Origin of the sequence: Streptomyces sp. 891-h (assembly GCF_022760275.1) — a bacterium.
In the GTDB taxonomy this organism is placed as follows: domain Bacteria; phylum Actinomycetota; class Actinomycetes; order Streptomycetales; family Streptomycetaceae; genus Streptomyces; species Streptomyces spirodelae.
Genome location: NZ_CP050693.1, coordinates 1,310,045 through 1,335,951, shown reverse-complemented (window position 1 = coordinate 1,335,951; position 25,907 = coordinate 1,310,045). Strand labels below are relative to the sequence as shown.

Here is a 25,907-nt window from a genome sequence, read left to right as displayed (position 1 = left end):
TGCCTTCATCGGATCGGTCCTTCTGCTTTGGGTGCGGGTGCGGGTGCGGGTGCGGGTGCGGGTGCGGGTGCGGGCGTGGGCGTGGGCGCGGGTACGGGCCTCCCGCCGAACAGACGGCCCGGCAAGCGTGGCGCCGAGAGCTGCGCGGCGAGCATCGCCGCGAGGGCGAGGACGAACCCCAGGGTCTGCAGGGGGCTCAGCGACTCGCCCAGCGCGAGCCCGATGACCGTCGCGACCAGCGGCGACAGCAGCACCAGCGGGGCTGAGGCGCCGACCGGCAGCTTTCCGACGCCGCGGAACCACAGCGCGTACGCGATCAGTCCGCCCATGCTGCCCAGCCACAGATAGCCGCCGACTGCCGCGGCGTCGATCCGCTGCGGTACCCCTTCGACAGTCAGGGCCAGGGGGAGCAACAGCAGCCCGCCGACCGTCAGTTGCCAGCCGGCCAGCGTCATCGGGCCGACCCCGGCCGGGCGGCCCCAGCGCTTGGTGAGGACGACTCCGCCTGCCATCAGGGAGGTGTGGCCGAGACCGGCGAGCACTCCTACGGCGTCCAGCCGGGCCTCGGGGCCGAGGACGACGAGGCCGACGCCGAGCACGCCGAGCACGCCCCAGGCCAGTCGCCAGGCGGTCGGCCGGTCGTGGAGTACGGCGATGGCCAGGCCCGCGACGAGCAGCGGCTGTGCGGCGCCGAGGGTGGCGGCGACGCCGCCGGGGAGCCGTTCGGCGGCCAGGAACAGCAGGGGAAGCCCGCCGATGTTGAGTACGCCGAGGACGATGGCCTTCCACCACCAGTCGCCGCGCGGGAGCACCCGGGTGAGGGCCAGCGCGAGCAGCCCGGCGGGCAGTGCGCGCATCAGCCCGGCGAACAACGGGTGCCCGGGCGGGAGCAGTTCTGTGGTGACGACATAGGTGGTGCCCCAGGACGCGGGGGCGAGCGCGGTCAGCGCGACGGTCGCAGCGCGCTGCGCGTTCGAGGGTGGCGGCGGGTCGGGCGACCGCTCGGTCAGGGTGTTCATGTGAGGAGTCTCGGGGCACCGCAGCATCTATCCAAAGCATGGTTGCGATAGCAGCTATGAAGGAGAACGATGGTCGCGTGGACCTGCAGCAGCTCAGATACGTCGTCGCCGTCGCCGAGACCCGCAACTTCACCCGTGCCGCCGAGCGCTGCCGCGTGGTGCAGTCGTCGCTCAGCCACCGGATCGCCGGTCTCGAACGCGAGCTGGGGGTCAAGCTCTTCGAACGGTCCAGCCGCCGTACGGAGCTGACCGGCGCCGGAGAGGCGTTTCTGGTCGGCGCGCGCGAGTGTCTGGCCGCCGCCGACCGCGCGGTCGCCGACGCCGCCGCGGCGGCCGGTGTGGTGCGCGGCCGGCTCGCCGTCGGCATGATCAGGACCACGGCCGCCATCGACGTCCCCGAGCTGCTGCAGCGGTACCGCGCCCGGTACCCGGACGTCCGGGTGGGCCTCCGCGCCGGGAGCAGCGACGAACTGGCCGCGGCGATCCGGAACGGCGAACTCGACATCGCCTTTCTCGGCCTGCCGGAGAACGAACGGCCGACCGGTGTGGAGGCCCTCGTCCTCGACCGGGACGCACATGTGCTGGTGGTCGCGGCCGGCCACCGGCTCGCCGGGGCCTCCCGGGTCACGCTGCACGACGTCGCCGAGGAGACGTTCGTCGACTTCAGGGACGGGTCACCCGGCCGGGCCCAGTCCGATCAGGCGTTCGCCGCCGCCGGCCTGGTCCGCGATGTCGCGTACGAGGCGGGGGTGGCCGAGCTGATCACCCAGCTCGTCGCGCGAGGGCTCGGCGTCGCGCTGCTGCCGTCGGCTTTCGTCCAGCCGCTGGCCGCCGCCGACCCGCAGCTGGCGCTGGTCCCGGTGGCCGACGGGCCGCGGCGCGTGGAGTACCTGGCGTGGAGCAGCTTCAACCCCAGCCCGGCCACCCGGGCGCTGCTCGACGTCCTCGGGGTCAGAGCGGGAGCGAAGGAGCCGGGCCCGGGGTGAGGGCGGTCAGCCGGTGCCGTTGCCGTCGGCCGTCTCCAGCCGACGGACCGAACGTTCCAACTCGGCGATACGGTCGGCCAGCGTGCTGCTGTCGGCGGTGTCGCGGCCGCGCAGCAGCACTTCGATACGGACCAGCCGCTCGGTGATCCGGTCCAGTTGCCCGGCGCCGCCTTGGCCCGTCGCCGGTGGCCCGCCGTCCGCGTCCAGCAGCCGTCGGAGCTGTTCGGCCTGGACGGCGAGCTGCCGGTTCTTGCGGTCCAGGTCGAGGAACACATTGACCTTCGTCCGCAGCACCCAGGGGTCGATGGGCTTCGCGAGGAAGTCGGCGGCTCCCAGGGCGTAGCCGCGGTAGGCGTAGTCGCGGTCCACCTCGTTGCCGGTCAGCAGGATGATGGGGACATCCTTGGTCTGGTCGAGACGCTTGATGTTGCTCGCCGTCTCGAAGCCGTCCATCCCGGGCATCAGCACATCGAGCAGTACGAGCGCGAAGTCCTGACGGAGCATCGCCTTGAGGGCCTCCTCGCCCGAGCGCGCTGTCACCAGGTGCTGCTCCAGTGGGCCGAGCACCGCCTGGAGAGCGACGAGGTTCTCCTCCATGTCGTCGACGATCAGAATGCTCGACCTGTCAGGGACCGGCGCTGTCACGGCGTCCGCCCCCGTGATCCGCCGCCGCTGTCGTCTGCCGGCCCCCCGCCGTCCTGGCCCGCACCGTCTGGCGTGTTGAGCAGGTCGTACATGGCCTGCAACAGCTCTTCGAGGTTCACGGGCTTGGAGATGTACCGGTCCGCGCCGCTGTCCAGCGCCTTCTGGCTGTCGCCGGACATCGCCTTGGCGGTCAGCGCGATGACGGGCAGCCCCGCGAGGCGCTGTGTGCGCCGGATGGTCGCGATCGCCTCGTAGCCGTTCATCTCGGGCATCATGATGTCCATCAGGACCAGCGACACCTCGGGCGAACGGTCCAGCATCTCGAGTCCCTCGCGGCCGTTCTCCGCGTACTTCACCGTGATGCCGACGCGGCCCAGCACATGGGTGAGCGCGAAGACGTTGCGGATGTCGTCGTCCACGATGAGTACCGTCTTGCCCGACAGGACGTCGCTCCGCGGTCCGCCGAGCCACTGCTTGAGCTTCGTCGTCTCCGGCCAGGCGTGCTCGTGCGTCTCCTCCTCGGCGGGCGGCCCGGCACGCGGACGTTCCTCGACCTCGACAGCCTCGGCGGCTCGGGCAGCCTCGGCGGCTCGGGTCGCCTCGGCAGTCCCGGCAGCCCCAGCATCCTCGACGGCTCCAACGGTCCCGGCAGGCTCGGCCGGCTCCTCGGGCTCGGGCCGGGGTGCGGGCGAAGGCGCTACGGCGGCGGGCCGGGCGGGCTTCGGGCTCTTCGGCTCGGGCACCTCCGCGCCGGGCCGCGCCGCTGCAGGCGTCGGCGCGGGGGAGGGAGGCGTGCTGCCCGGGTAGACCGACGGGATGGAGAGCGTGAACCGCGAGCCCTCGCCCACCGTGCTCTCGACGTCGATACGGCCGCCGAGCAGGCCGGCGATCTCACGGCTGATGGACAGGCCGAGGCCGGTGCCGCCGTACCTGCGGCTGGTCGTGCCGTCGGACTGCTGGAACGCCTCGAAGATCACCGACAGTTTCTCCGGCGGGATGCCGGTGCCGGTGTCCTTCACGGAGAAGGCGACGACGGCCTCGGCGTCGCGCAGCGTCGGCTCGCTGAACTCCGTGCCGGCGGCGCGCTCCACCCGCAGCTCGACCCCGCCCGAGGAGGTGAACTTCACGGCGTTGGACAGCAGATTGCGCAGCACCTGCTGGATGCGCTGCTCGTCGGAGTACAGCTCCCGCGGCACGTTCTCGCCCACCACGACGTCGAAGGCCAGACCGCGGTCCGCGGTCACGGGCCGGAACGTCGCCTGCACATAGTCCAGCAGCTTCTTCAGCGGCAGCCGCCTGGCCCGTACGTCCATCCGCCCTGCCTCGACCTTGGAGAGGTCGAGAATGTCGTTGATCAGCTGGAGCAGGTCCGAGCCGGAGCGGTGGATGGTGGTCGCGAAGTCGACCTCCTGCTCGGAGAGCCGTCCGTCGGGGTTGTCGGCCAGCAGCCGCGCCAGGATCAGCAGCGAGTTGAGCGGGGTGCGCAGCTCGTGCGACATGTTCGCCAGGAACTCCGACTTGTACTGGGACGACGTCGCCAGCAGCGCGGCCTTCTCCTCCAGTTCGGCGTTGGTGCGCTGCAGCTCGTCGGAGCGCTGGCGCAGTTCGGAGGTGAGCCGCTGGGATTCCGAGAGCAGCTCCTCGGTGCGGGCGTTGGCCAGGATGGTGTTGATCGAGACACCGATGGTGTGCACGAACTGGTCGATGAACGTCAGATAGACATCGTTGAACTTGCTGAACGACGCCACCTCGATCACACCGAGCGCCCTGTCCTCGAAGAGGATCGGGAGGATCAGAATGTGTGCGGCGGGTGCGGAGCCGAGCCCGGATTCCACTTGTACGTAGTCCGGCGGCGCGTCCTCGATGAGGATGCGCTTCTTCTCGGCGACCGCCTGCGCCAGCAGCCCGCGCACCGGGCAGTCGGCATGCGCGCCGGTGTCCTCGCGTCCGCTGGTGCCGTAGCCGGCGATGAACTCCAGTTCCTCTCCCGGCTGTCCGCTCTCGCCGGAGCCGACCAGGAAGAACGCTCCGGCCTGCGCGTTCACCAGCGGCGTCAGCTCGCGCAGGATCAGATCGGCGACCTCCACCAGATCCCGCTGGCCCTGCATCAGCCCGGCGATACGCGTCAGATTGGACTCCAGCCAGTCCTTGGTGCGGGTGGTCTCGCGCAGGTTGGCCACCATCACATTGATGTTGTCCTTCAGCTCGGCGACCTCGCCGCGCGCGTCCACCTGGATCGAACGGGACATGTCGCCCTGGGTGACCGCGTCGGCGACCTCGGCGATCGCGCGGACCTGTGTGGTGAGGTTCGAGGCGAGCTCGTTGACGCTGGTCGTGAGGCCCTTCCAGGTGCCGAAGACGCCCTCGACCCGCGCCTGTCCGCCGAGTTGCCCCTCGCTGCCGACCTCCCGGGCCACACGGGTGACCTCGGCGGAGAACGAGGAGAGGGTGTCGACCATGGTGTTGAGGGTGGTCTTCAGCTCCAGGAACTCGCCGCGTGCGTCGACGTCGATCTTCTTGGAGAGGTCACCGCCCGCGACCGCCGTGGCGACCTGGGCGATGTTGCGGACCTGCGAGGTGAGGTTCATCGTCATGAAGTTGACGTTGTCCGTGAGGTCCTTCCACAGCCCCGAGACCCCGTGCACCTCGGCCCGGCGGCCGCCCAGGTTGCCCTCCGTGCCGACCTCGCGCGCGACGCGGGTGACCTCGTCGGAGAAGGATCGCAGCTGGCGGACCATGGTGTTGACGGTGTCCTTCAGTTCGAGGATCTCACCGCGTGCGTCGACGTCGATCTTCTTGGAGAGGTCACCGTTGGCGACCGCCGTGGTCACCTGGGCGATGCTGCGGACCTGCGAGGTCAGATTCAGCGCCATGGAGTTGACGCTGTCGGTGAGGTCCTTCCACACCCCCGACACGTCCCGGACCTGCGCCTGTCCGCCGAGGTTGCCCTCGGTGCCGACCTCGCGCGCTACGCGGGTGACCTCGTCGGCGAAGCCCGAGAGCTGGTCCACCATCGTGTTGAGGGTGGTCTTCAGCTGGAGGATCTCGCCCTTGGCGTCGACATCGATCTTCTTGGACAGGTCCCCCTCGGCGACGGCGGTGGCGACCTGGGCGATGTTGCGTACCTGCGCCGTCAGGTTGGACGCCATGAGGTTGACGTTGTCGGTCAGGTCGCGCCACACGCCGGACACGCCCCGGACGTGTGCCTGTCCGCCGAGGTTGCCCTCGGTGCCGACCTCGCGTGCGACGCGGGTGACCTCGTCGGCGAACGCGGACAGTTGGTCGACCGTCGCGTTGACCGCGCTCATCAGCTGGAGGATCTCGCCCTTCGCCTCGACGGTGATCTTCTGGCTGAGGTCGCCCTGGGCGACGGCCGTGGAGACCTGGGCGATGTTGCGTACCTGCGAGGTCAGATTGGAGGCCATCAGGTTGACGTTGTCGGTCAGGTCCCGCCATACGCCCGAGAGCCCCCGCACCTCTGCCTGTCCGCCGAGGTTGCCCTCGGTGCCGACCTCGCGTGCGACGCGGGTGACCTCGTCCGCGAACGCCGACAGCTGGTCGACCATGGTGTTCACGGTGCGCTTCAGTTGCAGCAGCTCACCGGAGGTCTCGGCCGTCACCTTCTGGGTCAGGTCTCCGTTGGCGACCGCTGTCGTCACCCCGGCGATGTCACGGACCTGGCCGGTGAGCCGTTCCGCCATGGTGTTGATGGCCTCGGTCACCCGCCGCCAGTCGCCGGAGAGCTCCCCCACGGCCGCGCGGCCGCCCAGGTTGCCCTCGGTGCCTACCTCGCGTGCGACGCGTACGACTTCCCCGGTGAACATGGACAGCTGGTCCACCAGGCGGTTGACGCCGCTCTCCAGGCGTCCGAGATCGCCGTGGCGCCACTGCTGGGACCCCGAGCGCTCCAGGTGGTGTGCCAGGTCCCCGTCCGCGATGGACTCCAGCACATGGGTCGCCCTGGTCACCGGGGTGGCCAGAGCCTCGATCAGCCGGTTGGCCTCGTCGACGCTGGTGGACCACTCGCCCTGGCCCGGGCTGGCCCTGACCCGCTCGTCGAGCCGCCCGCCCTGGGCCACCTCCCGGCGAACCCGACCCAGCTCCGAGGTCAGGTGTGCGTTCCGGGCGGCGATCTGGTTGAACGTCCCGGCCAGCTCGCCCAGGACGCCTTCGCTCTCGTTCCCGACGCGTACCGAGAAATCCCCGTCGCTCAGCGCTCTCATCGCTCCGAGCAGCGGACGGAGGTCCCTCTCCCGCACACATATGCCCTGAGGGTCGTCCATGGAGCCCTCCATGGCATCACGTTCCCAGCCTCCGATATATACACTCATATCCTAATATAAGGAGTTCGGCGCTGGACGGTCGCGAGGGCGTCAGCGCTGGTCAGCCGAGTAGGAGAGCTTGTGCGACTGCCGTCCGCCGGTCCCAGCGGCTCCGTGTCGCGGAGGGCCTTGCCCGCGAGTCAGCTCGCGCCCTCCGCGGCCCGTGCGCTCGTAAGCGCCCAGATCGGCAAGCACGGCCGCGCCGGCGCGACGCCCCAGCCGCAGCTCGCACGGCTGACCGAGGACGCCGAACTGCTCGTCAGCGAACTGGTCACCAACGCGCTCGTGCACGCCGGGACGCGGATCGAGGTCGCCTGCGAGGTGGAGACCTTCGAGCCGGAGACGCACCCCGGCGCCCCGCGCGGCGCCGCCCCGTCCGACGCCGCGTCGTCGGGCCCCGCCTCGCCGGGTGCCGCCCCGTCGGGCGCCGCTTCGGTCGACGCCGCTCCGTCGGACGCCGTGTCGTCGGGCGCCGCCGCCCCGGCCGGAAGCGGGGGCGCCGGAAGCGGGGGCGCCACGGGCGGGGGCGACACGGACGCCGCATCCACGGACGCATCCGCCACCGACGCACCCGTCACAGGCGCCGCTGCCACGGGCGCCGCCGACACGGGCGCCGCCGACACGGGCGGGGCCGCCACAGGCGCGGACGCCGCCGGGCGTCCGGTGGGGATCGAGGCCGTCCGGGTCGAGGTGACCGACGCGCAGCCCGCGGGGCGCATCAGCAGCGACCCGGTCGGCCGCCGGGGCGCCGGGCGGGGCCTGGGCCTCCAGCTGGTCGGCGCGCTGGCCGAGTCCTGGGGCGTGACCTACCGGCGCACCGAGAAGGCCGTCTGGTTCCGCGTCGCCGTCTCCGAGCTGGAGCCCAGGCCCTCAGGGTCGCTCAACGAGGCCATGCACCGGGAGCTGGTCGCCGCCGAGATCTTCTCCGCCTCCCGGCAGGCGGACGAGCGCCGTACGGCCGGATGGACCGACCCGGGAGGGGCCTTCCTGGCCGAGGCCGGGGAGCTCCTCGCCGGGCAGCTGGACGCGGACATGGTCGCGGCCCTGGTGGGGCAGCTGCTGGTGCCACGGCTGGCCGACTGGTGCGCCGTCTGGCTGACCGAGGACACCGGAGGGATGCGGCTCTCCCGCGTCTGGCACTCCGACGAGCGGAAGGTCCGGGCGCTGCGGCTCGCCCTGGAGCCGGACCCGCCCCCGGTGGGCCTGCGGACCGTCGGCATCCCCTGGCCCTGGCCCGGCGAGGCCTCAGGCCCTGGGCGAACCGGCTCGGCGCTGGCCTTCTCCCTGGTCGCGGGCGGTACCTGTCTGGGCTCGCTGGTGATCGGCAGATCCGGTGCGACGGAGATGACCAGCTCCGTCGCACGGACCGTCGAGGACGTCGCGCGCCGGGTGGCACAGGCCGTCTTCACCGCCCGCCAGTACACCCGGCAGACCAGCATCAGCCACGCGTTGCAGCGCAAACAGCTCCCGCGGTCGCTGGCCGACATCCCGGGGGTGGAGACGGCGATCGTCTACGAGCCGCACGCGGTGGGCCAGACCGTCGGCGGCGACTTCTACGACCTGTTCCCGCTGGGCGGCAACCGCTGGTCCTTCATGCTCGGCGACGTCCAGGGCAAGGACCCCGAGGCGATGTCCGTCACCGGGCTCACCCGGCACCTGGTGCGGCTGCTCGCCCGCGAGGGGCACGGCGTCGCCTCCGTGCTCGGCAAGCTGAACGCCACCATGGCCGAGGAGAGCGCGGAGGCCGTGGCCGTGGCCGGAGAGGGCGCCAGGCCGCGCTTCCTGAGCGTGGTGTACGGGGAGCTGGAGGCCGACGGGCGGGCGGGAGGAGCCCGCTGCACCGTCGCCAGCGCCGGACACCCGCCTCCGCTGAAGCTCTCCCCGGACGGCGGGGTGGTCCCCGTGGTGGAGCCACAACTGCTGCTCGGCATCGACGAGTCAGCCGACTTCGTGGCCTACCCCTTCGACCTCGCCCCGGGCCAGTCGCTGCTGTGCGTGACCGACGGGGTGACGGAACGCCGCAGCGGCCCCCGGCAGCTGGACGACGACGACGGACTGGCCCGGATCTTCGCCGGCTGCGCCGGTATGGGCGCCGCGGCGGTCGCGGAACGGGTGCGTCAGGCCACCCACGACTTCGGCCCGGAGCCGCTCGACGACGACCTGGCGATCCTCGTCCTGCACGCGACAGCCGACTGAGCCCGCCCCCCACCGCCCCCGCCGTCCGCGACAGCGCCCGCCACCGACCGGCCCGACCCTGCCCGGTGCCCCGCGAAGTGGCAGCGCGAAGTGGCAGCGCGACCGCCCGGCAAGTGCCGGCGTGCAGCACCGGTCAATGGTCGAAGACCTCGCCGAAGTTGAGTCCGGTGTTCCGGGTGAAGCCGAAGTCGGCCCCGTTGAACGAGGTGATCTTGCTGGTCGTCAGGCCGGACGAGGTGCCGCGCAGCACCCAGACCGCACCGGCGTCCGCGACGGTGCCGATGTCCTCGCTGTCGGCGGCGGTGAACAGGTCAGCCCTGCCGTTGCCGTCGATGTCCGCCAGATGCACGCCGGAGCCGAAGCGGTCGCCGTCCTCGCCGATACCCGGGACGCCGGTGGTCTCCTGGTGGAAGGTCTGCGCACCGGTGCTGCTGACCCCGTCGGCCGAGCCCTTGAGCAGGACGACCACACCGGCCCTGGTGCCGCGTACGACCTCGGTGGGTACGCCCACGGCGATGTCCGCGTAGCCGTCGCCGGTCACATCGCCCACCGAGACGTCGGCGCCGAAGCTGTCGCCCGTCTCGCCCGTGCCGGGGACGCCGGGGCTGTTCTGGTCGTAGCTGACGGGCTTCCGCCCGGTGCCCAGGCCGCCCTCGGCGCCCCACCAGACGGTGACCGCGCCCGCCTCCCGGCCGCCCACCGGCTCGCCGGTCACCAGGTCCGTCCGGCCGTCGTTGTCGATGTCGCCGGTGGCGACCGAGCGGGTCTCCGTGCCGCCGTCGGACAGGACGGTGTGGTCGTAGCCGATGTCGCCCGGGCCGCCCCGGAACGTCGCCAGATAGTCGCCGTCGCCGTCCCCGCGCTTCCCGTACAGCACATAGTCGTTGACTCCGGTGCCCGCGAAACGACCGGCGGCCACACCGTCCAGCTGGACGTCGTCGGGGAGGAAGTCGTCCTCCAGTCCCAGGGCCACATCGCTGCCGTCGCCCTTGGGTGTCGACTCCGAGTACCACCAGAAGTGGCGCCCGCTGACGACCTGGAGCTGCCCGGTCCCGTCCCCGTCCAGGTCGCTGAAGGAGGCGCCCTGACCGAAGTTGCGGTCGTCGGAGGTGGGCGCTTGGAGGGAGATGCCGCCCCTGGTGAAGCCCTTCGAGCCGCCCCAGACGACCGACAGGCTGCCGTCGGGTGCGCCGTCGTTCTTCTCGTAGGGAGCGCCGACTATCAAGTCGGCGTAGCCGTCGTGGTCGACGTCGCCGTGGGTGACGTTCTCACCGAACTGGTCACCCGCCTCGGCCGCCCCCGGCACGCCCGCCGTGTCCTGGGTGATGCGTACCGAACGGGACGGCGAGACGCCGGAAGCGGAACCGAACGTCACCACAACGGCGCCTGCCTGGCCGTTGGCCTTGGGCACTCCGACCGCCACGTCGGTGTAGCCGTCGCCGTTGAAGTCCGCCCGCTGCCCGGCGGGCGCGGCGGCGGCCGGCGCCGCCGTCGCGAGGGGGACCACAAGGCTGCCGGCGGTGAGGGCGGTCAGGGTCGCGGCGGTGACGAGTGTCCGGTTGCGCATACGTGTCCTCTTCTCCTCTTCGCTCTCTGTTCGCTGCTCTCTGCGGCAGGTTCGGGGACTCAGACCGCCTACCCGGCCGAATGGTTGTGTCTGGTGGGGGAGTTGAGCCTGCGGTGGGCGAGCAGTACAAGTGCGCTCAGGGCGGCCAGCGGAAGGATGGGGAGCCAGGTGAGCGTGGTCGCGTCGCTGTTCTCGAGCACCGTGCCGACCACGAGCGCGAGCACCATGTTGTTCCCGGCGTGCGCCAGGCTCGCGGTCCAGATGGTGCCGCTGCGTAGATACAGGAACGCGAGCAAGGTTTCCTGGAAGAGGAAGGAGCATGTCCACAGGGCCAGGCCGAGCAGCGGGTCGGGGAACTCGATATAGCCGAGAAAGGCGAGGGGATAGTGCCAGGCTGCCCATATCAGGCCGGTGGCGAGGATGGAGCGGCCGAGCCTGTCCGGGTACAGACGGGGACGCAGATAGCTGGTCCAGCCGAACTCCTCGCCCCAGTAGACCGGCGTCAGCAGCGGCACCACGGCCATCAGCACCGCCACCCCGGCCCAGCCGGGCAGGCCGGGCACCAGGCCGTCCAGCGCTGACAGTCGTACGCCGGTCACGCCGAGCGCAGCAGCCAGGCCGATCGTGGCGAAGGCCAGCAGTAGCGGGCACATCCAGGCGGCCAGATAGGAGCGCCACTGTTCGCGCAGCCGCAGGGCCAGCCCCGCGTCGCCGAAACCCTCGCCATTGACCCGGCGGGCCACCAGGGCGCCGACGGCGGGAAGGAAAGCGAACGAGAGCTGGGCGAGCGGGTTGACCAGCGACCAGCCCGCCAGACGCATACCGAACATGCACAACCAGCTCCCGCCGAAGGCGAGGGCGAAGAAGGCCCCCATGCCCCGGCCGCGGGCGGCTCGGGTTGGTGACGAAGGGCGCTGTAGCGGCGTCGCGGACACGATGACGGAACTCCTCACGTAACGAAGCTTGAGATGGAAGGACTTGCGGAAGCGGAGATGTGTCCTGCGGCGAGGGGAAGTGCAAGGGGGCTTGTGCCAAGGGGGGGAGGGATGCGGCACGTCAGGCCCTCGCGCGGCGGGCGGTGCCCGTCAGCAGCGCCGCGCCCAGCAGCAGCGCAGCCAGGGCGAGGAAGAGGAGCGGGCCGGGGCCCGCCAGGTGGCCTTCGGTGCGGTTGGCTCCCATGAAGTCGAGCAGCGGGAGGCCGTTGGCCGTCGTGTACCAGAGGGGCAGGTACACCGCCTGGAACAGCCGCCCGGTACGGCTCAGGGTGCCGAGCGCCAGAGCCAGTGCCGGGACGAACAGCGCGCCGCCGCACCAGGCGGTGACCCCCGGAAGGTCGGCTGCGAACAGCATGCGGATGAGCGGGACGGCACCGGCCAGCGCTGCCACGGCCACTCCGGCGAGCCACTCCGCGAGCGCTCTGCGGTGCGGCCCGGGATAGGCGCCGAGCAGGGCCGTGACACCGTTGGTATGGCGCTGGGCACCGAGCCGGGACCACAGCAGCGCAGGCCACAGCCAGGCCGCGGGCAGGACGATACGGCTGACGGCGGGCAGCGGCGCGAGCGCTCCGGCGACCGTGATCGCCGCGATCCCCGCCCACCACCACACGCTGTTTCCGCGCAGCAGGATGCGCAGTTCGCCCGCCGGGAGCCGACGGCCGGTGCGTCCTGTGCGGACCGGTGTGCGGGGTACGCCGTGGAAGCCCGCGGGCCGGACGGCGACGCCGTGCGGTGTGCCGGCGGGGTCCTGCGCACGGGGACGCACCCGGCCGCCGTCCGCCGCCGGGGCGAACCTGGGGTACCACCCGGCGGGCAGCACGGCCAGGGCGACCGCGAGCAGCAGCAGCCCCGCCCTGCCGAGCAGATAGCCGGCACTGGGTGTGAAGCCGTCCCAGTCGAAGACGCGCAGCGGGGTGTGCTCGTAGGTGAAGCCGAGGCTGAAGTCCTGGGCGGGGGCGCGGCCGCCCTGGGCGAGCAGCGCGTCCCTCATGGAGGCGACAGGCTCGTGCACGCCCAGGCCGCCGAGCGGCGCGGCCGCACCCATGCCGCCCACGCCGCCGATGAGCCATACGAAGAACCAGGCAACGTTTCCGGCGCCGCCACGCAACAGCGGGACTGTTTCCGTCAGCAGCGCCGCGGCGGCGGTCAGCACCACGACCGGCAGCGTGACGACGAGGAACGGGAGGAGCACCGCTACCGGGTCGACAGCTGTCGACTCGCCTCTGGCCAGCTGCATCACCACCGCCGTGACGGCCAGCACGCCGACCATGGAGGCGAGCACCAGGGCGCCGGCGAGGAACTTCGCCACCAAGTGGCCCGCCGTGCGCAGCGGGGTGGCGGCCAGCAGCTCGCCGACCCCGCTTCTGTGGTCCCGGCCGAGAGCGTCGCGTACCACGTAGAAGCCGCCGAGCGGCAGCCAGAGCGCGGCGGCCAGCGCGACGACCGTGCTCGTGTAGGCGCTGTCGTAGCGGCCCCGGTAGTCGCCCACCCGCATGACGACCCAATGCGAGCCGGTCTCGGGCACGGCGAGGTAGCCGAGGGCGACTGCTGCCGCCAGCACGGCGACGTAGGCCGGACGGCGGGCCCGGTCCAGGAAGTCGCCGAGCGCCAGCCGTACCAGCCTTTCCGGCAGCGGCGCGGCCTTCATCGGGCGCCCGCCCGGTCGAGGCCCGCCTGCTCGACGACGGCGAGGTAGACGTCCTCCAGGTCGGGTCGGACGGGCCGGGCCTCGGCGGTGGGCGGCTCGGGTGCCAGCAGCCGCAGCCGTACGCCCTCCTGCGTGCGCGCGGTGCGGCCCACCAGATGGCGGGCCTGGAGCGCGGCGGCGCGCTCGGGCGGCACCGTGGCCTCCCACACCCTGCCGTTCACCGTCCGCAGCAGCTCCCCGGCCGTGCCGTGGGCCCGCAGCCGCCCGCCCGCCAGTACGGCGATGCGCATCAGAGACGACTTCCCGGCGCCGTTCGGTCCGAGCAGCCCCAGCAGGCCGGTCTCCAGACGCAGGGTGACGGTGTCCACGGACCGATTGCCGCCTCGGTGGACCTTGCTGATGTCGATCAGTTCGAGCATGACGCCAGCCTTGTCACCGAAGCCGGCCGCCGCCTCACGGCCGCGAGCCATCCGCCTCCCCCGCGGGAGGGAGGCCCGGCCGGCTCGTACGGGGGAGGAGACGAGATGCGCGTTCAGTGATACTGAGGGATGTGTGGCTGCTGATACGACCGTTGACCAGGGCTGACGGCTACCGGGGCGCTGTCTTCGCGCTGGCCGGTTTCACCTTCGGCTGCCTGCTGACGCCGGTGGTGCTCCTGCCGACCGTCCCCGGCCTCCGCTTCGCCGGTCGGGAGTGGCAACTGGCTGCCGCTGCCTCGGCACTCGCTCTGCTGGTGGCTGCCTGTGGCGCTCCCGCCGCGTCCCGTACGGTTTGCATCCGTCTCGCCAACCGGCTGCTGCGCACCCGGATGCCCGTCCCCTCGCCGGACGCGCCGCGCCCCGACCGCAGGGCCCGAGCCCGGTCCGCCGGCTGGCTGCTGGCGCACGTGGCGGCCGGCTGGGTGGTGACGGTGACCGTGCTGCTGCTCACGCTCACCGGGCTGCTGATGGTGGGCAGTTGGCTGCACGGGGGCGACCGGGTGCAGGTCTTCGGTCTGTCGGTGACGGTGGCTGCGGGCCCGCGCGGCGCCTGGACCCCACTGGCAGCGCTCGTCGCCCTGCTGGGTGCCGCCTGGTGCTGCTCAGGGCTGACCGCCGCCTTCCGGGCGCTGGGTCCGCTGCTGCTGGGGCCCGGCAGCCAGGAACAGGTCGCGGCGCTGGAGGCCCGGGTGCGCGGCCTGGAACAGCGCACCGAACTGGCACGGGAACTCCACGACTCGATCGGGCACACACTCACCGCCGCCACCATCCAGGCCCAGGTCGCCGCCGAGTTGATCGATGCCGACCCCGGCGGCGCACGCCAGGCGCTGGCCCATATCGAGCAGTCGTCCCGCAGCGCCCTGGACGACCTCGACCACGTCCTCGGCGTGCTGCGCACCGGCGCCGCGAGCACCGTGCCCCGGCGCACCCTCGCCGACCTGCCCGGCCTGCTGGACGGGGTACGCAGCACCGGCACCGAAGTGTGCGCCGATCTGGCAGGGGACTGGTCCCAGGTCCCCGCCGCCGTTTCCCGCGAGGCCTACCGGCTGGTTCAGGAAGGCCTGACGAACGCCCTCCGCCACGCCCACCAGGCGCCGGTCACCGTCCGCGTCGCCGTCGAGGACGGCCCGAACAGCGGCCTGCTCGCTGTGGAACTGAGCAACCCCGTCACCCGCGGCCTCGGCCTGACGCGGCGGCGGTCCCGGCCCGGCCAGGGTCTGACCGGGCTGGCCGAGCGGGTCCGGCTGCTGCACGGGGAGCTGTCGGCGGGCCCCGCGGCGGACGGCCGATGGCGGCTGGCCGCCCGGATACCGCTGTGGGCCGGGGCATGACGGGGCCGACCGGCGCGGGAGCGCCGCCTGCCACCGGCGAGAGGCTCGTGACAGTGCTGATCGCGGACGACGAGGAACTCACCCGGGCCGGACTGCGGGTGCTGCTGTCGGCCCAGCCGGACCTCTCGGTGGTGGGCGAGGCCGCCACCGGCGCCGAGGTGCTCCCGCTGGTGCGGCAACTGCGGCCCGATGTCGTCCTGATGGATGTACGCATGCCGGAACTCGACGGTATCGAGGCGACCCGGCGGCTGCGGGCCGACCTCGCGACACCGTCGAAGGTTCTGGTCATCACCACGTTCGAGAGCGACGACTACGTCTACGACGCGCTGCGCGCCGGTGCGGACGGCTTTGTGCTCAAACGGTCCCCGACCCGGCAACTGGCCCACGCCGTCCGGCTGGTGGCAGCCGGTGACTGTCTGCTGTTCCCGGACGCCGTGCGGCGGCTGGTCGCCGCACGGGAGCGGCCCGGGACCGGGCACCGCCGCCCGGCGCTCACCGACCGGGAGACGGAGATCCTGCGCCTGATGGCCGCCGGGCTGTCCAACACGCAGATCGCCGACCGCCTCACCGTGAGCCTGGAGACGGTCAAGACCCATGTGAGCAACGTCCTCACCAAGCTGTCAGCGCAGAACCGCACCCAGGCGGTGATCCACGCCTACGAGACGGGCATCGTCGTCCCCGGCGCGGGGCGCGGCGGCTAGCACTTGACGGCTTTTCCGGTGAGGGTGCCCGCCCCCGTTCGCCGGTTGCGGGCTGCGGGCGCGTGGTCGGTTGCTTGCGCAGTTCCCCGCGCCCCTGAATGCGAGGCCCCCGTGCGGGGCACTCCTTGGCCCGATCGCTCTTCCTCAGTCGAGGGGGCGCCAGGCGGTGCCGCAGCCGTCCAGGCGCACCCGGCCGAAGACCACGTCGGCGAAGTGGACGCCGAAACCGATCGCCCCCGTCCTGGCGAGCTCCGCCACCAGCAGGCGGCGCTCCAGCGCGGCCTGCCCGGCGTCCAGGTCGACGGCGGCCGCCCACTCCGGACGGTCCACCTGGAGCGGCGAGTGCATCGCGTCCCCGAACGCGATCAGCCGCTCGCTCCCCGCTGTGATGTCGTACCGCGCGTGCCCGGCGGTGTGGCCGCTGCCCAGCACCATGCGCACCCCGGGGAAGATCTCCTCACCGTCGCTCACCGTACGCACCCTGGGCGCCATCGTCTGGAGGATCTCCTCGGTGACGCCGAACCTTCCGAGCCGGCGCCGGTGTTTCCATTCGGGTTCGGCGACCAGGTACGGGCAGTCACCGAACGGCAGCACGTCGCTGCCGGGCACCGGACTCCAGGCCCAGCCGATGTGGTCCCGGTGGAGATGGGTGAAGGCCACTGCCTCGATCTCGGCGGGCGAGCGGCCGGCCGCGGCCAGGCTGTCCAGCAGCGCGCCCCCGTGCATGGCTCCCCTGGGGTAGCCGGGTCGGGCGGGTTCCGCGTGCGGGCCGAAGCCCGCGTCGATCAGCAGTGCGCGGCCCTCCCGTTCCACCAGCAGACCGCCGACGCCGCCGATCAACCTTCCGGAGTCGTCCAGATTGGCGGCGTGCGCGGCCCAGTAATCCTCGGTGCTCTCGGGCAGCCAGGCCCGCGGGTCGAAGTCGACCGCCCCGTCAGGCAGGTAGGTGACCTTGACGTCGCCGAGCCGGAGCGACCGCAGCCGGCCGGGCCGCCGCAGCCGCTCCCCGGGAGAAGCCGCTGGGGACGTCTCCGGGGTTCGCGCGGGGTTCGTTCCGCGGTGCGTCTCCGGGTGCGACAGGTCGCGCGGACCCTGCTGGGCGTTGACGATGGGCATGGGTGTGCTCCTGGTCGAAGACTGGTGGGACAGTGGCTCCAGCCACGGCGGTGGGGCCTGCCGCATCCAGTTCACCGCTGCGCGGGGCCGCGAACCAGCGGCACTCGGAGAACGCGACGATCACGAATCGTGATGGCCGCCGCCTGCCGCCCGGCACGCCTCGATCAGGGGACGCAGCCGCTCGGAGGCCGCCGCTTTGTGCACCGCCAGCGCCGTCGGCAACGAGAGCCCGGGTGAGCGCACCGGGAAGAAGGAGACCCGCCCCCCGAGCAGCTGCCGGGCGTGTGCCGCGTACACCACCGACCAGCCGGTGGCTCCCGCCCCCAGCGCCGCCAGGGTGTCCTGCAAAGAGCTGTGCGGCGGCCCGGGCACCGGCTCGAAACCCGCGTCCCGGCAGGCCCGCATCACCAGGTCGACCAGCGGCGGGTTGTTCCGTCGAGCCGTCAGATACAGCGGCATCCCGGCGAGCTGCGCGAGGTCCACCTGGTCGTCCGCTGCCAGCGGGAGCCGGGCCGGGACCGCCACCCTCAGTTCGTCCTGCCATACCGGGATCTGCCGCACCTGCCCAGGTGCCTGCATCTCCCCCCGGACGAACGCCGCGTCCCACTCCCGCTCGGCGACCCGCCGCAGCCGCTCCCTGGTCTCCTGTGATCTCAGCTCCACCCGGGTCTGCGGAGCTCGCACCTCCAGCTCCTCCAGGACCCGCTCCAGCCGCTCGCCCATACCCTGGCTCGTCCCCACCCGCAGCACCGTTCCGCGCCCGGCGGTGAAGTTCCGGGCCACGGCGAGCGCTTGCTGTTCGGCCGCAAGCACGGCACGCGCTTCCGGCAGAAAGGCCGCACCGGCGTCGGTCAGCCGCACCCGCCGCGGCGACCGGTCGAACAGCTCGACCCCGAGCTCGCGCTCCAGGCGGCCGATCTGCTGGCTCACGGCGGACTGCACGATCATCAGCCGCTCGGCCGCCCGCCCGAAGTGCGACTCCTCGGCCACCGCGACGAAGTATCTGAGCTGACGAAGTTCCATGGCACCAACGGTTCCGGGCGGATCATCTGTGGGTGCCGTGGCACCGGGTCCAGATGTGCTGACCTTGGTGATTATGCCGCCGGCTACGTCGCCGTCGCCCAGGAGTAGCGGTGTTCGGGCCGGCCGGTGTCGCCGTACTTGAGGGTGAGGCTGATGCGGCCCTCGCCTTCGAGGTATTTGAGGTACCGCTGCGCGGTGGAGCGGCTGATACCGGTGCGGGCTGCGATCTCGTGTGCGGACAGCGGGTGCGGGGCGTCGCCCAGGGCGCGGCGGATGAGGTCGACCGTCGGCGCGGAGTGGCCCTTGGGCAGCTCGGTGTGTGCGGGGCCGGTCCTGAAGGCGCTGAAGATGCGGTCGACCTGTTCCTGGCCTGCTTCGCCGCGCCCGCCCACGCCCTCCAGGGTGCGGCGCAGTTCGGCGTAGCGCTCCAGCTTCGACTGCAGGCCCGCGAAGTTGAACGGCTTGACCAGGTACTGGAGCGCACCGCAGCGCATGGCCGCCTGCACCGTGGCGACATCCCGGGCGGCCGTCACCATGATCACGTCCATGAAGTGGCCGAGCTGCCGCATCCGCCGCACCAGGGTCACACCGGTCTCGTCGGGCAGGTAGTGGTCGAGGAGGACGAGGTCGATGTGGGTGCGCTCCAGCGTCGCCAGGGCCTGCGCCGCGGTGTGGGCGCGGGCCGCGACCCGGAAGCCGGGCACCCGCGCCACATAGGCGGCGTTGATCTCGGCGACATGGAAGTCGTCGTCGACGACGAGGACGTCGATCATCGGGACTCTCCTTCGGCGGTCAGCAGGCGGTCGGGGGCGCGTTCCACACTCAGCGCCTCGGGCAGTACGACCGTGAAAACGGCTCCGCCGCCCGCACGCGCGGTGACGCGGGCCATGCCGCCGTACCGCTCGGCGAGCCGCCGGATCATGGCCAGGCCCAGCCCACGGCCGCGCGGCACGGCGACGGGCCGGGCGCTGCCGGGCGCGGACGCCGGGGCGGCAGCCGGCGTGGACGGGCCGCCGGGCGGTTCCTTGGTGGACCACCCCTCCTCGAAGACGCGCTCGCGCAGCTCGGGCGGGACTCCAGGGCCGGTGTCGGAGACCTGGAGCACGACGGTGGTGTGCTCGGACCGCAGCTCGATCTCGATGAAGGCGTCGGCGCGGCGATGGGCCGTGACGGCTTCCAGCGCGTTGTCGATGAGGTTGCCCAGTACGGTGACCAGATCGCGCGGATCGACCACCCGGTCGGGCAGCAGCGTGTCGGTGGACAGGCGCAGGGCGACGCCGCGTTCGGCGGCGATGGTCGTCTTGCCGACGATCAGCGCCGCGAGCAGCGGATCGTGCACCCGCTCGGCGATCTGGTCGACGGATGCGCTGTGCGCGTCGGTGACCTCGGCGACGAACTCCATCGCCCGGTCGTGCCGGCCCAGTTCGAGCAGCCCGAGCACCGTGTGCAGGCGGTTGGCGTGCTCATGATCCTTGGCGCGCAGTACGTCCAGCAGCCCATGGGTGCTGTCCAGCTCGCGGCCGAGCAGCTCCAGCTCGGTCCGGTCGCGCAATGTCGCCACCGCTCCGCCGTCCCTGGTCGGCATCCGGTTGACGACCAGCACCCGGCCGCTGCTGATGGTCAGCAGATCGGCCCCGGCCACCCGGCCCGTCAGCACGTCGGCCGTACGCCCCGGTGGCAGCAGCTCGTCCAGCGGCGTCCCCGCGTCCTGCGGGCCCAGGCCCAGCAGCCGCTGCGCCTCGTCGTTGACCATCCGCACCCTGCCGTGCCGGTCCACGGCGACCACGCCCTCCCGGATGCCGTGCAGCATCGCCTCGCGCTCGTCCAGCAGCGCCGAGATGTCGGCGAACGCGACCCCGTGCGTACGGCGGCGCAGCCTGCGGGCGACCACCAGCGCGGCCAGCACGCCCACGCCGAGCGCGATCCCCGCGTAACTCAGCAGCCGCGGCACCTCGGCGAACAGCTTCTCCCGCACGCTGCCGTAGGAGATGCCGACCGAGACCGCGCCGACGATCTTCCCCGAGCTGTCGCGCAGCGGCGCCTTGGCGCGCGCTGAACGGCCCAGGGTGCCGGTGTCGATCTGCCTGACCTCCTCACCGGCGAGGGCGCGGCTGGGGTCGGTGGAGACGTGCCGGCCGATACGCGCCGGGTTGGTGTGCGACCAGCGCACCCCGCGGGTGTCCATCACCACGATGTACAGCGCGCCCGTGGCCTTGCGTATCCGCTCGGCGTCGCGCTGCACAGGACCGGTCGGGCTCGGCGCCGTGGTGAGCAGGTCACGCGTGAGCTGCGGGTCGGCGGTGGTGGTCCGCGCGATGGCCAGCGCCCTGCTGGTGGCCTGGTCGTCGATCTCCGAGCTGAACGGGGCCAGGAACAAGCCCGTAGCCAGTGCCGTCACCCCGGTGGTGAGGACCAGCTGGACGACCAGGACCTGGGCGGAGACACGTGTGGGCCAGCGGATACGCATCGCACTCCCTGTCTTCCGACCCTTCCGCCTTCACCCTCACGGGTTGCGGGCGCGTACGCCCCGCACGAAGCGGCTGCCCCCGGCGGAGCGGACGCTGTTGCGAAGCGAAACTTTCACGCCACGCGCGGCCTGAACGTGGTGTGTGAACGCAACGTAAGAGGCGGCAGGCCCGGTGGCCAGCCTTGTGCGCGGTTTTGTTGTCCAGCCGTGAGCAGAACGAGCAAAAGAACGCTTAGGGGCAGAAGCGCGAGGAGTGCTCACAAGACTGCCGAGGGTGCCCACGGCGCTCCTAACCTCCCCGCCATGAACAGCCAGACGACCCCAGCCATCGAGCTACGGGCGACGAGCAAAGCGTTCCGCACACCGTCGGGCCGGCTGCACACCGCTGTCCGTGACCTGGACCTGACCGTTCGGCGAGGCGAGTTCGTCGCTGTGGTCGGCCCGACCGGATGCGGCAAGTCGACGACCCTGACCCTGGTCAGCGGTCTGGAAGAGCCCACGGAGGGCGAGGTGCTGGTGTCCGGGGAGCCGGTACGCGGCATCGGCGACAAGGTCGGCTTCGTCTTCCAGCAGGACGCCGTCTTCCCCTGGCGCACCGTGCTGTCGAACGTGATGGCGGGCCCCAGGTTCCGTGGCGTACCCAAGGCCGAGGCGAAGGAGCGGGCCCGCCAGTGGCTCGACAAGGTGGGCCTCGGCAGCTTCGAGGACCGCTATCCGCACCAGCTCTCCGGCGGCCAGCGCAAGCGGGTGGCGCTCGCGGCGACCTTCGTCAACGACCCCGAGCTGCTGCTGATGGACGAACCCTTCTCGGCGCTGGACGTACAGACCCGCGCGCTGATGTCGGACCAGCTGCTGGAGCTGTGGGCCGGGACCGGCGCCTCGGTCGTCTTCGTCACCCACGACCTGGAGGAGTCCATCGCACTGGCCGACAAGGTCGTGGTCATGACCGCGGGACCGGCCACCGTCAAGGAGGTCTTCGCCATCGATCTTCCCCGGCCGCGCAAGGTCGAGGAGGTACGGCTGGAGCCGCGGTTCGTCGAGATCTACCGGGAACTGTGGTCCTCGCTCGGCGAAGAGGTCCGCATCACCCGTGAGAGGGGTGCCGCAGATGTCGCCTGAGACCATCGCAGCGCCGGCCGCCGCCGAGGAGAAGAAGGGCCCCGGCACCGAGCGCACCCAGGCCAGGGAACGGGCGGCGCGCAACCGCAGGCTCCTGGTGTACAGCACCCGGGTGGTGCTGTTCGTCGCCGTGTTCGGCCTGTGGGAGGTGCTCGCCAGGACCGCCGTCATCGACCCGTTCAACTTCTCCATGCCGTCCAAGATCTGGGACCAGATCCAGCAGTGGGCGCTGAACGGCACTCCGCAGGGCCCCCTGTGGGAGCAGATCTGGTACACGCTCTACGAGGCGCTGCTGGGCTGGGTCCTCGGCGTCTTCGGCGGTGTGGTGCTGGGCATCGCGCTCGGCAGGATCCGCTTCCTGGCCGATGTGGTGGGCCCGTACATCAAGGTGCTCAACGCGCTGCCGCGGATCGTCCTCGCGCCGATCTTCCTGATCTGGTTCGGCCTCGGCCCCGCCTCGAAGGTCGCCTCCGCCGTGGTGCTGGTCTTCTTCCCCGTCTTCTTCAACGCCTTCCAGGGCGCGCGGGAGGTCGACCGCAACCTGGTCGACAACTCGCGGATTCTCGGCGCGAGCAACCGGCAGGTCACCCTGCACGTGGTGATCCCCTCCGCCACGTCGTGGATCTTCACCAGCCTGCATGTCAGCTTCGGCTTCGCGCTGATCGGCGCGATCGTCGGCGAGTACATCGGCGCGACCAAGGGCCTCGGCCTGCTGGTCTCCGCCTCGCAGGGCACTTTCAACGCCGCCGGGGTGTACGCGGCGATGGTGATCCTCGCCGTGGTGGCGCTGCTGGCCGAAGGGCTGCTGGCCTTCCTGGAGAAACGGCTCTTCCGCTGGAAGCCGGTCGAGTCCGGCACCGCCCGCTGACCGTCCGACGCTCCCTCCCTTCCATCCCGCCCTCTTCTCCCCTTCCCTTCTCCCGCTCCCGAAGGACTCGTCATGCGCAAAAATGCCAGGCTCGCCGCCGTGTCGGTCGCCGCGACGCTCGCCCTCACCTCCCTCAGCGCCTGCGGAGGCGGCTCCGCCGCCTCCGACGAGGCGAAGAGCGGCGGCAAGGTGAAGATCATGGTGGGCGGCCTCGACAAGGTGATCTACCTGCCCGCGATGCTCACCAAGCGGCTCGGCTACTTCAAGGACGAGGGCGTCGACGTCGAACTGCTCACCGAGCCGGCCGGTGTACAGGCCACCACCTCGCTCGTCTCCGGCGACGTTCAGGGCGTCGTCGGCTTCTACGACCACACCCTCGACCTCCAGGCCAAGGGCAAGCAGGTGGAATCGGTCGTCCAGCTCTCCCACGCGCCCGGAGAGGTGGAGATGGTCTCCACGAAGGCCGCCGGGGACATCACCTCGCCCAAGGACTTCAAGGGCAAGAAGCTCGGTGTCACCGGCCTGGGGTCCTCGACCGACTTCCTCACCAAATACCTCGCCGTCCACAACGGGGTGCCGACCAACCAGATCACCCCGGTCGCCGTCGGCGCGGGACAGACCTTCATCTCCGCGCTGAAGAAGGGCTCGATCCAGGGCGGGATGACCACGGAACCCACCGTCAGCCAGGTGCTCGACAAGAAGCTCGGCAAGGTCCTGGTCGACATGCGCACCCCGGAGGGCTCCAAGAAGGCGCTCGGCGGCACCTACCCCTCCTCCAGCCTGTACATGAACACCGAGTGGGCCAACAGCCACAAGGAGACGGTGCAGAAGCTGGCCAACGCCTTCGTCAAGACCCTCAAGTGGATGTCGAAGCACACCCCCGAGGAGATCGCCGCGAAGATGCCGTCCGACTACGCGCAGGGCGGCAAGGAGCTGTACGCGCAGTCGATCAAGAACACGCTGCCGATGTTCACCACGGACGGAGTCATGCCGGCGGACGGGCCCAAGACCGTCGAGCGCGTGCTGAAGGCGTTCAACCCGAACCTGAAGAACACCACCATCGACCTGAAGAAGACCTACACCACCGAGTTCGTCGAGAAGGCCAAGTGACGGCGGCCGCACCCCGGCCCGGGCCGGGGTGCGGCCCCGCTCGGCCGTCCAGCGCTCGGCCGTCCAGCGCTCAGCCGTCCAGCCAGTCACCGCCGACCGCGGTCGGTGCGAAACCCTGCGCGTTCCACAGGAAGTGGGGGTGCGCGCAGCCGAACATATAGGCCAGCAGCGCCGTGTCCTCCTTCCAGGTGGGGGGCCTGTGCAGCGTGTGGAACAGCTCGGCTCCCACGCGGCCGGAGTCGATCTGGACCTCGCGTGCCCCCTCACCGCCCGCCAGCGCCGCCGCGACAGCGGCTATATAGGTGCGGCGCAATATCTCCCAGACGGTGCCGACGTCACCGTGCCACTCCCCGTGCAGGGCCTCGAACACGGCCAGCTCACGCTCGAACAGCCGCCACACTTGAGGGTGTTGGTCGCGGCAGCGCGCCGCGAGCGCCGCCGCGCCTTCACCGAGCCGGTCCACAGCGGGGGAGCAGCCGGCGCGCAGCGTGACGCCCGCGGTCAGCAGCCCCGTGCAGGCGTTGGGCTCGATGCCGCACAGCAGACAGCCCTCCGCGGGAGGCAGGCCGCTGGTGATCCCGTCGAACCACAGCGCGTGCCGCCCGGTCAGCCCCTCCCACACCACCGTGGTGCCCATCAGCCAGGTGTTCCACAGCAGGCCGTGCGCCTCCGGCATGCACCCGTACTTGATCAGCGCGACGACGCAGGCCCCGTACAGGGCCTTCTCGTGCGTGGACATGGCGCTCAGCCAGAAGTTGCTGGCCTCCCCGGTGACCGCGTCGGCACGTGCGTCGGTCATGTCGTTGAGCACCCGGCACAGCACCAGTGCGGCGAGGTGCTCCTCCTGCCAGAGCTCCGCGTCCGGGGAGACGTGCCAGAACAGGCAGTCCATGAGCTGGAGCAGGGTGTAGGCCGCCTTGTCCAGCGGTGTCTCCTGTGGGAGCGCGACAGCGCCCGCCACGTGCCGCTTGAGCCAGTGCTCGTCGACCGACCGCTTGTAGGCGGCGTAGAGGCCGCAGATCAGGGCGCGCGCCCCGTTGGTCGTACGGTCCTCGGCGAGGCGCTGCCGGACGGCCCGCGCGGTCTCGGAGACCTCGATCGCCGCCTCGACGCGCTTGTACTCGTGGAGCACCAGGATGTCGTCCTGGTGCCGGAATCGGAGGCCCAGGTCCCGGTCCGAGTCGTTCATCTTCCGGGTCCACACCCAGCCGCCGGTCAGCACGCTGTCCAGTTCTTTCCGGAAGGGCCAGGTCTTGACCGACAGTGGCTGCCCGTCGCTGCGGCGCCAGTCGTAGTCGGCGAGGCTGCGGGTGAGCGGTTTGGGTAAGTGGGCGCAGAGCGTACAGGTGCACGAATCGTCGTAGGCGGTGGTATCCGTGCCCAGGGCCCGCTCGCGCCAGGCGCCTTCCAGCAGTTCGCACGAGAGCCGGCACAGCCGAACACCGGTCTCGACGCCGGGGAATGCGCGCTGAATGACGGCGAGGCATTCGTCCAGCCTGCGCAGGCGTTCTCTACCGTGCTCATCGGGTTCGGGGAATTGCCGGGGTGCGCGGGCCAGCGCTCCTTCCAGCGGGAATGCCACTGCGGCGCGGTGCCGTTCGTCCCGGCAGGCCGACCGGTCCCGGCGGGCGACGCCTGATTCCTCCCGGCGTTTGTACTCTTCCCCGCAACTCCTCACGGCACTTCTGACCATGTCTGCCAGTTCGCCGCTTGTTCCGCTTCGTCCCATCGGTGAGTCCTCCTGCTCTCGTGGGAACGCTCACGTCGGCACTGCGTGCTGGACTGTCATACGCGGTGCGGTGGTGCCTGCGGTGCAGCAGCGCTTCTGTGTGCACGGTCGAAGCGCTGGGTGAACGTGTCTGCTCGAACTCCCGGTGCAGGTCGAGCAGTAGGCGGCGGCTTTCCGGCCCGCCGGCCGCGAGGTCCGCGGTGCGGTGGGCCGACGGGCTCGCGAGGGGGGTGCCGCCGGTTGCTAGGGCCAGTCTCCCCACAATCGGCGCATGCATCCGGGGAGGGGCGCACAACCGGCGCCGACCGCCCCCATTCGATCAGAAATTTGCTGAGCCGGTCATAAAAATATCATCGACCAAGAAGAAAACAGTCGGAAAGCGCTGACCTGGCGGTCATGACGGATCACCGACCGATCCCGGCGGCCGAGGTGCTCCGCGCGGTTCTCCAGGAGTACCGAGGCCGGGAATCCCGCACGGCATTCGAACGGAAATCCGGAGATGTTTGGCAGAACACGGCATCTCCTGCGAGGCGCCGCCAGTTGTCGCTAAGCTCCCGCACTCCCGGCGAGTTGACGCACTCGCAGG

General features: G+C 71.4%; 19 protein-coding genes. 7 read left to right on the top strand and 12 right to left on the bottom strand.

Going from position 1 to position 25,907, the window contains the following annotated elements; genetic code table 11:
• Positions 1–5: 5 nt before the first annotated feature.
• Positions 6–1,019, bottom strand: a complete 1,014-nt coding sequence (locus tag HC362_RS05925) for an EamA family transporter (RefSeq protein WP_243082862.1) — start codon at positions 1,017–1,019, stop codon at positions 6–8.
• Positions 1,020–1,096: 77 nt separating this feature from the next.
• Between HC362_RS05925 and HC362_RS05920 the strand changes: the two genes are divergently transcribed.
• Positions 1,097–2,005: a LysR family transcriptional regulator gene (locus HC362_RS05920; protein WP_243088380.1), complete on the top strand. Its 909-nt coding sequence runs from the start codon at positions 1,097–1,099 to the stop codon at positions 2,003–2,005.
• A 6-nt stretch (positions 2,006–2,011) separates the two neighbouring features.
• Here HC362_RS05920 and HC362_RS05915 read toward each other — a convergent pair whose 3' ends face one another.
• Both HC362_RS05915 and HC362_RS05910 read right to left on the bottom strand, forming a co-directional pair.
• Complete coding sequence (locus HC362_RS05915) at positions 2,012–2,650, bottom strand: response regulator (RefSeq protein ID WP_279240068.1); 639 nt, start codon at positions 2,648–2,650, stop codon at positions 2,012–2,014.
• A complete protein-coding gene (locus tag HC362_RS05910) occupies positions 2,647–6,933 on the bottom strand; it encodes a HAMP domain-containing protein (RefSeq protein ID WP_243082861.1) in 4,287 nt (1,428 codons plus the stop codon). Before HC362_RS05910 ends, HC362_RS05915 begins: the two co-directional genes overlap by 4 nt.
• Before the next feature lie 168 nt (positions 6,934–7,101).
• On the opposite strand from HC362_RS05910, the gene HC362_RS05905 reads away from it, so the two are divergent.
• Entirely contained in the window at positions 7,102–9,168 is a 2,067-nt protein-coding gene (locus HC362_RS05905) for a PP2C family protein-serine/threonine phosphatase (RefSeq protein ID WP_243082859.1), read from the top strand.
• 133 nt (positions 9,169–9,301) lie between these two features.
• Here the strand turns inward: HC362_RS05905 and HC362_RS05900 are convergent, their stop codons facing one another.
• The 4 genes from HC362_RS05900 to HC362_RS05885 all read right to left on the bottom strand — a co-directional run bounded on the left by HC362_RS05900 (position 9,302) and on the right by HC362_RS05885 (position 13,848).
• A complete protein-coding gene (locus HC362_RS05900; RefSeq protein ID WP_243082857.1) occupies positions 9,302–10,735 on the bottom strand; it encodes an FG-GAP-like repeat-containing protein in 1,434 nt (477 codons plus the stop codon).
• Positions 10,736–10,803: 68 nt separating this feature from the next.
• On the bottom strand, positions 10,804–11,565 hold the full coding sequence (locus HC362_RS05895) for a CPBP family intramembrane glutamic endopeptidase (RefSeq protein ID WP_243082856.1): 762 nt from the start codon (positions 11,563–11,565) through the stop codon (positions 10,804–10,806).
• Positions 11,566–11,791: 226 nt separating this feature from the next.
• Positions 11,792–13,378, bottom strand: coding sequence for a hypothetical protein (locus HC362_RS05890; protein ID WP_243082855.1), 1,587 nt, complete (start codon positions 13,376–13,378; stop codon positions 11,792–11,794).
• Entirely contained in the window at positions 13,375–13,848 is a 474-nt protein-coding gene (locus tag HC362_RS05885) for a hypothetical protein (protein WP_243082853.1), read from the bottom strand. Before HC362_RS05885 ends, HC362_RS05890 begins: the two co-directional genes overlap by 4 nt.
• A 101-nt stretch (positions 13,849–13,949) precedes the next feature.
• Between HC362_RS05885 and HC362_RS05880 the strand changes: the two genes are divergently transcribed.
• Both HC362_RS05880 and HC362_RS05875 read left to right on the top strand, forming a co-directional pair.
• Positions 13,950–15,188, top strand: coding sequence for a histidine kinase (locus HC362_RS05880; protein ID WP_243082851.1), 1,239 nt, complete (start codon positions 13,950–13,952; stop codon positions 15,186–15,188).
• A complete protein-coding gene (locus HC362_RS05875; RefSeq protein WP_243082850.1) occupies positions 15,185–15,889 on the top strand; it encodes a response regulator transcription factor in 705 nt (234 codons plus the stop codon). The genes HC362_RS05880 and HC362_RS05875 overlap by 4 nt, the downstream gene beginning before the upstream one ends.
• A 144-nt stretch (positions 15,890–16,033) precedes the next feature.
• Here HC362_RS05875 and HC362_RS05870 read toward each other — a convergent pair whose 3' ends face one another.
• The 4 genes from HC362_RS05870 to HC362_RS05855 all read right to left on the bottom strand — a co-directional run bounded on the left by HC362_RS05870 (position 16,034) and on the right by HC362_RS05855 (position 20,495).
• Entirely contained in the window at positions 16,034–17,005 is a 972-nt protein-coding gene (locus HC362_RS05870; RefSeq protein WP_243082848.1) for an MBL fold metallo-hydrolase, read from the bottom strand.
• A gap of 120 nt (positions 17,006–17,125) precedes the next feature.
• Positions 17,126–18,028, bottom strand: coding sequence for a LysR family transcriptional regulator (locus HC362_RS05865; RefSeq protein WP_243082847.1), 903 nt, complete (start codon positions 18,026–18,028; stop codon positions 17,126–17,128).
• 83 nt (positions 18,029–18,111) lie between these two features.
• Positions 18,112–18,801: a response regulator gene (locus HC362_RS05860; RefSeq protein ID WP_243082845.1), complete on the bottom strand. Its 690-nt coding sequence runs from the start codon at positions 18,799–18,801 to the stop codon at positions 18,112–18,114.
• On the bottom strand, positions 18,798–20,495 hold the full coding sequence (locus HC362_RS05855; RefSeq protein WP_243082844.1) for a sensor histidine kinase: 1,698 nt from the start codon (positions 20,493–20,495) through the stop codon (positions 18,798–18,800). The genes HC362_RS05860 and HC362_RS05855 overlap by 4 nt, the downstream gene beginning before the upstream one ends.
• Positions 20,496–20,798: 303 nt before the next feature.
• On the opposite strand from HC362_RS05855, the gene HC362_RS05850 reads away from it, so the two are divergent.
• The 3 genes from HC362_RS05850 to HC362_RS05840 all read left to right on the top strand — a co-directional run bounded on the left by HC362_RS05850 (position 20,799) and on the right by HC362_RS05840 (position 23,592).
• The gene (locus HC362_RS05850; RefSeq protein ID WP_243082842.1) at positions 20,799–21,614 is read left to right on the top strand and encodes an ABC transporter ATP-binding protein; all 816 of its coding nucleotides are present in this window, start codon (positions 20,799–20,801) and stop codon (positions 21,612–21,614) included.
• A complete protein-coding gene (locus HC362_RS05845) occupies positions 21,604–22,482 on the top strand; it encodes an ABC transporter permease (protein WP_243082840.1) in 879 nt (292 codons plus the stop codon). Before HC362_RS05850 ends, HC362_RS05845 begins: the two co-directional genes overlap by 11 nt.
• Positions 22,483–22,554: 72 nt before the next feature.
• The gene (locus HC362_RS05840; protein ID WP_243082838.1) at positions 22,555–23,592 is read left to right on the top strand and encodes an ABC transporter substrate-binding protein; all 1,038 of its coding nucleotides are present in this window, start codon (positions 22,555–22,557) and stop codon (positions 23,590–23,592) included.
• Positions 23,593–23,662: 70 nt separating this feature from the next.
• On the opposite strand, the gene HC362_RS05835 is transcribed toward HC362_RS05840, so the two are convergent.
• Entirely contained in the window at positions 23,663–25,174 is a 1,512-nt protein-coding gene (locus HC362_RS05835) for a hypothetical protein (RefSeq protein ID WP_243082837.1), read from the bottom strand.
• Between the last annotated feature and the right edge of the window lie 733 nt (positions 25,175–25,907).

Bases quoted from the DNA above. Each gene is read 5' to 3' on its own strand.
- HC362_RS05925 (WP_243082862.1), bottom strand. From the start codon at position 1,019: ATGAACACCCTGACCGAGCGGTCGCCCGACCCGCCGCCACCCTCGAAC.
- HC362_RS05910 (WP_243082861.1), bottom strand. From the start codon at position 6,933: ATGGACGACCCTCAGGGCATATGTGTGCGGGAGAGGGACCTCCGTCCG.
- HC362_RS05900 (WP_243082857.1), bottom strand. From the start codon at position 10,735: ATGCGCAACCGGACACTCGTCACCGCCGCGACCCTGACCGCCCTCACC.
- HC362_RS05895 (WP_243082856.1), bottom strand. From the start codon at position 11,565: ATGTTCGGTATGCGTCTGGCGGGCTGGTCGCTGGTCAACCCGCTCGCC.
- HC362_RS05890 (WP_243082855.1), bottom strand. From the start codon at position 13,378: ATGAAGGCCGCGCCGCTGCCGGAAAGGCTGGTACGGCTGGCGCTCGGC.
- HC362_RS05885 (WP_243082853.1), bottom strand. From the start codon at position 13,848: ATGGCTCGCGGCCGTGAGGCGGCGGCCGGCTTCGGTGACAAGGCTGGC.
- HC362_RS05875 (WP_243082850.1), top strand. From the start codon at position 15,185: ATGACGGGGCCGACCGGCGCGGGAGCGCCGCCTGCCACCGGCGAGAGG.
- HC362_RS05870 (WP_243082848.1), bottom strand. From the start codon at position 17,005: ATGCCCATCGTCAACGCCCAGCAGGGTCCGCGCGACCTGTCGCACCCG.
- HC362_RS05865 (WP_243082847.1), bottom strand. From the start codon at position 18,028: ATGGAACTTCGTCAGCTCAGATACTTCGTCGCGGTGGCCGAGGAGTCG.
- HC362_RS05860 (WP_243082845.1), bottom strand. From the start codon at position 18,801: ATGATCGACGTCCTCGTCGTCGACGACGACTTCCATGTCGCCGAGATC.
- HC362_RS05855 (WP_243082844.1), bottom strand. From the start codon at position 20,495: ATGCGTATCCGCTGGCCCACACGTGTCTCCGCCCAGGTCCTGGTCGTC.
- HC362_RS05850 (WP_243082842.1), top strand. From the start codon at position 20,799: ATGAACAGCCAGACGACCCCAGCCATCGAGCTACGGGCGACGAGCAAA.
- HC362_RS05845 (WP_243082840.1), top strand. From the start codon at position 21,604: ATGTCGCCTGAGACCATCGCAGCGCCGGCCGCCGCCGAGGAGAAGAAG.
- HC362_RS05840 (WP_243082838.1), top strand. From the start codon at position 22,555: ATGCGCAAAAATGCCAGGCTCGCCGCCGTGTCGGTCGCCGCGACGCTC.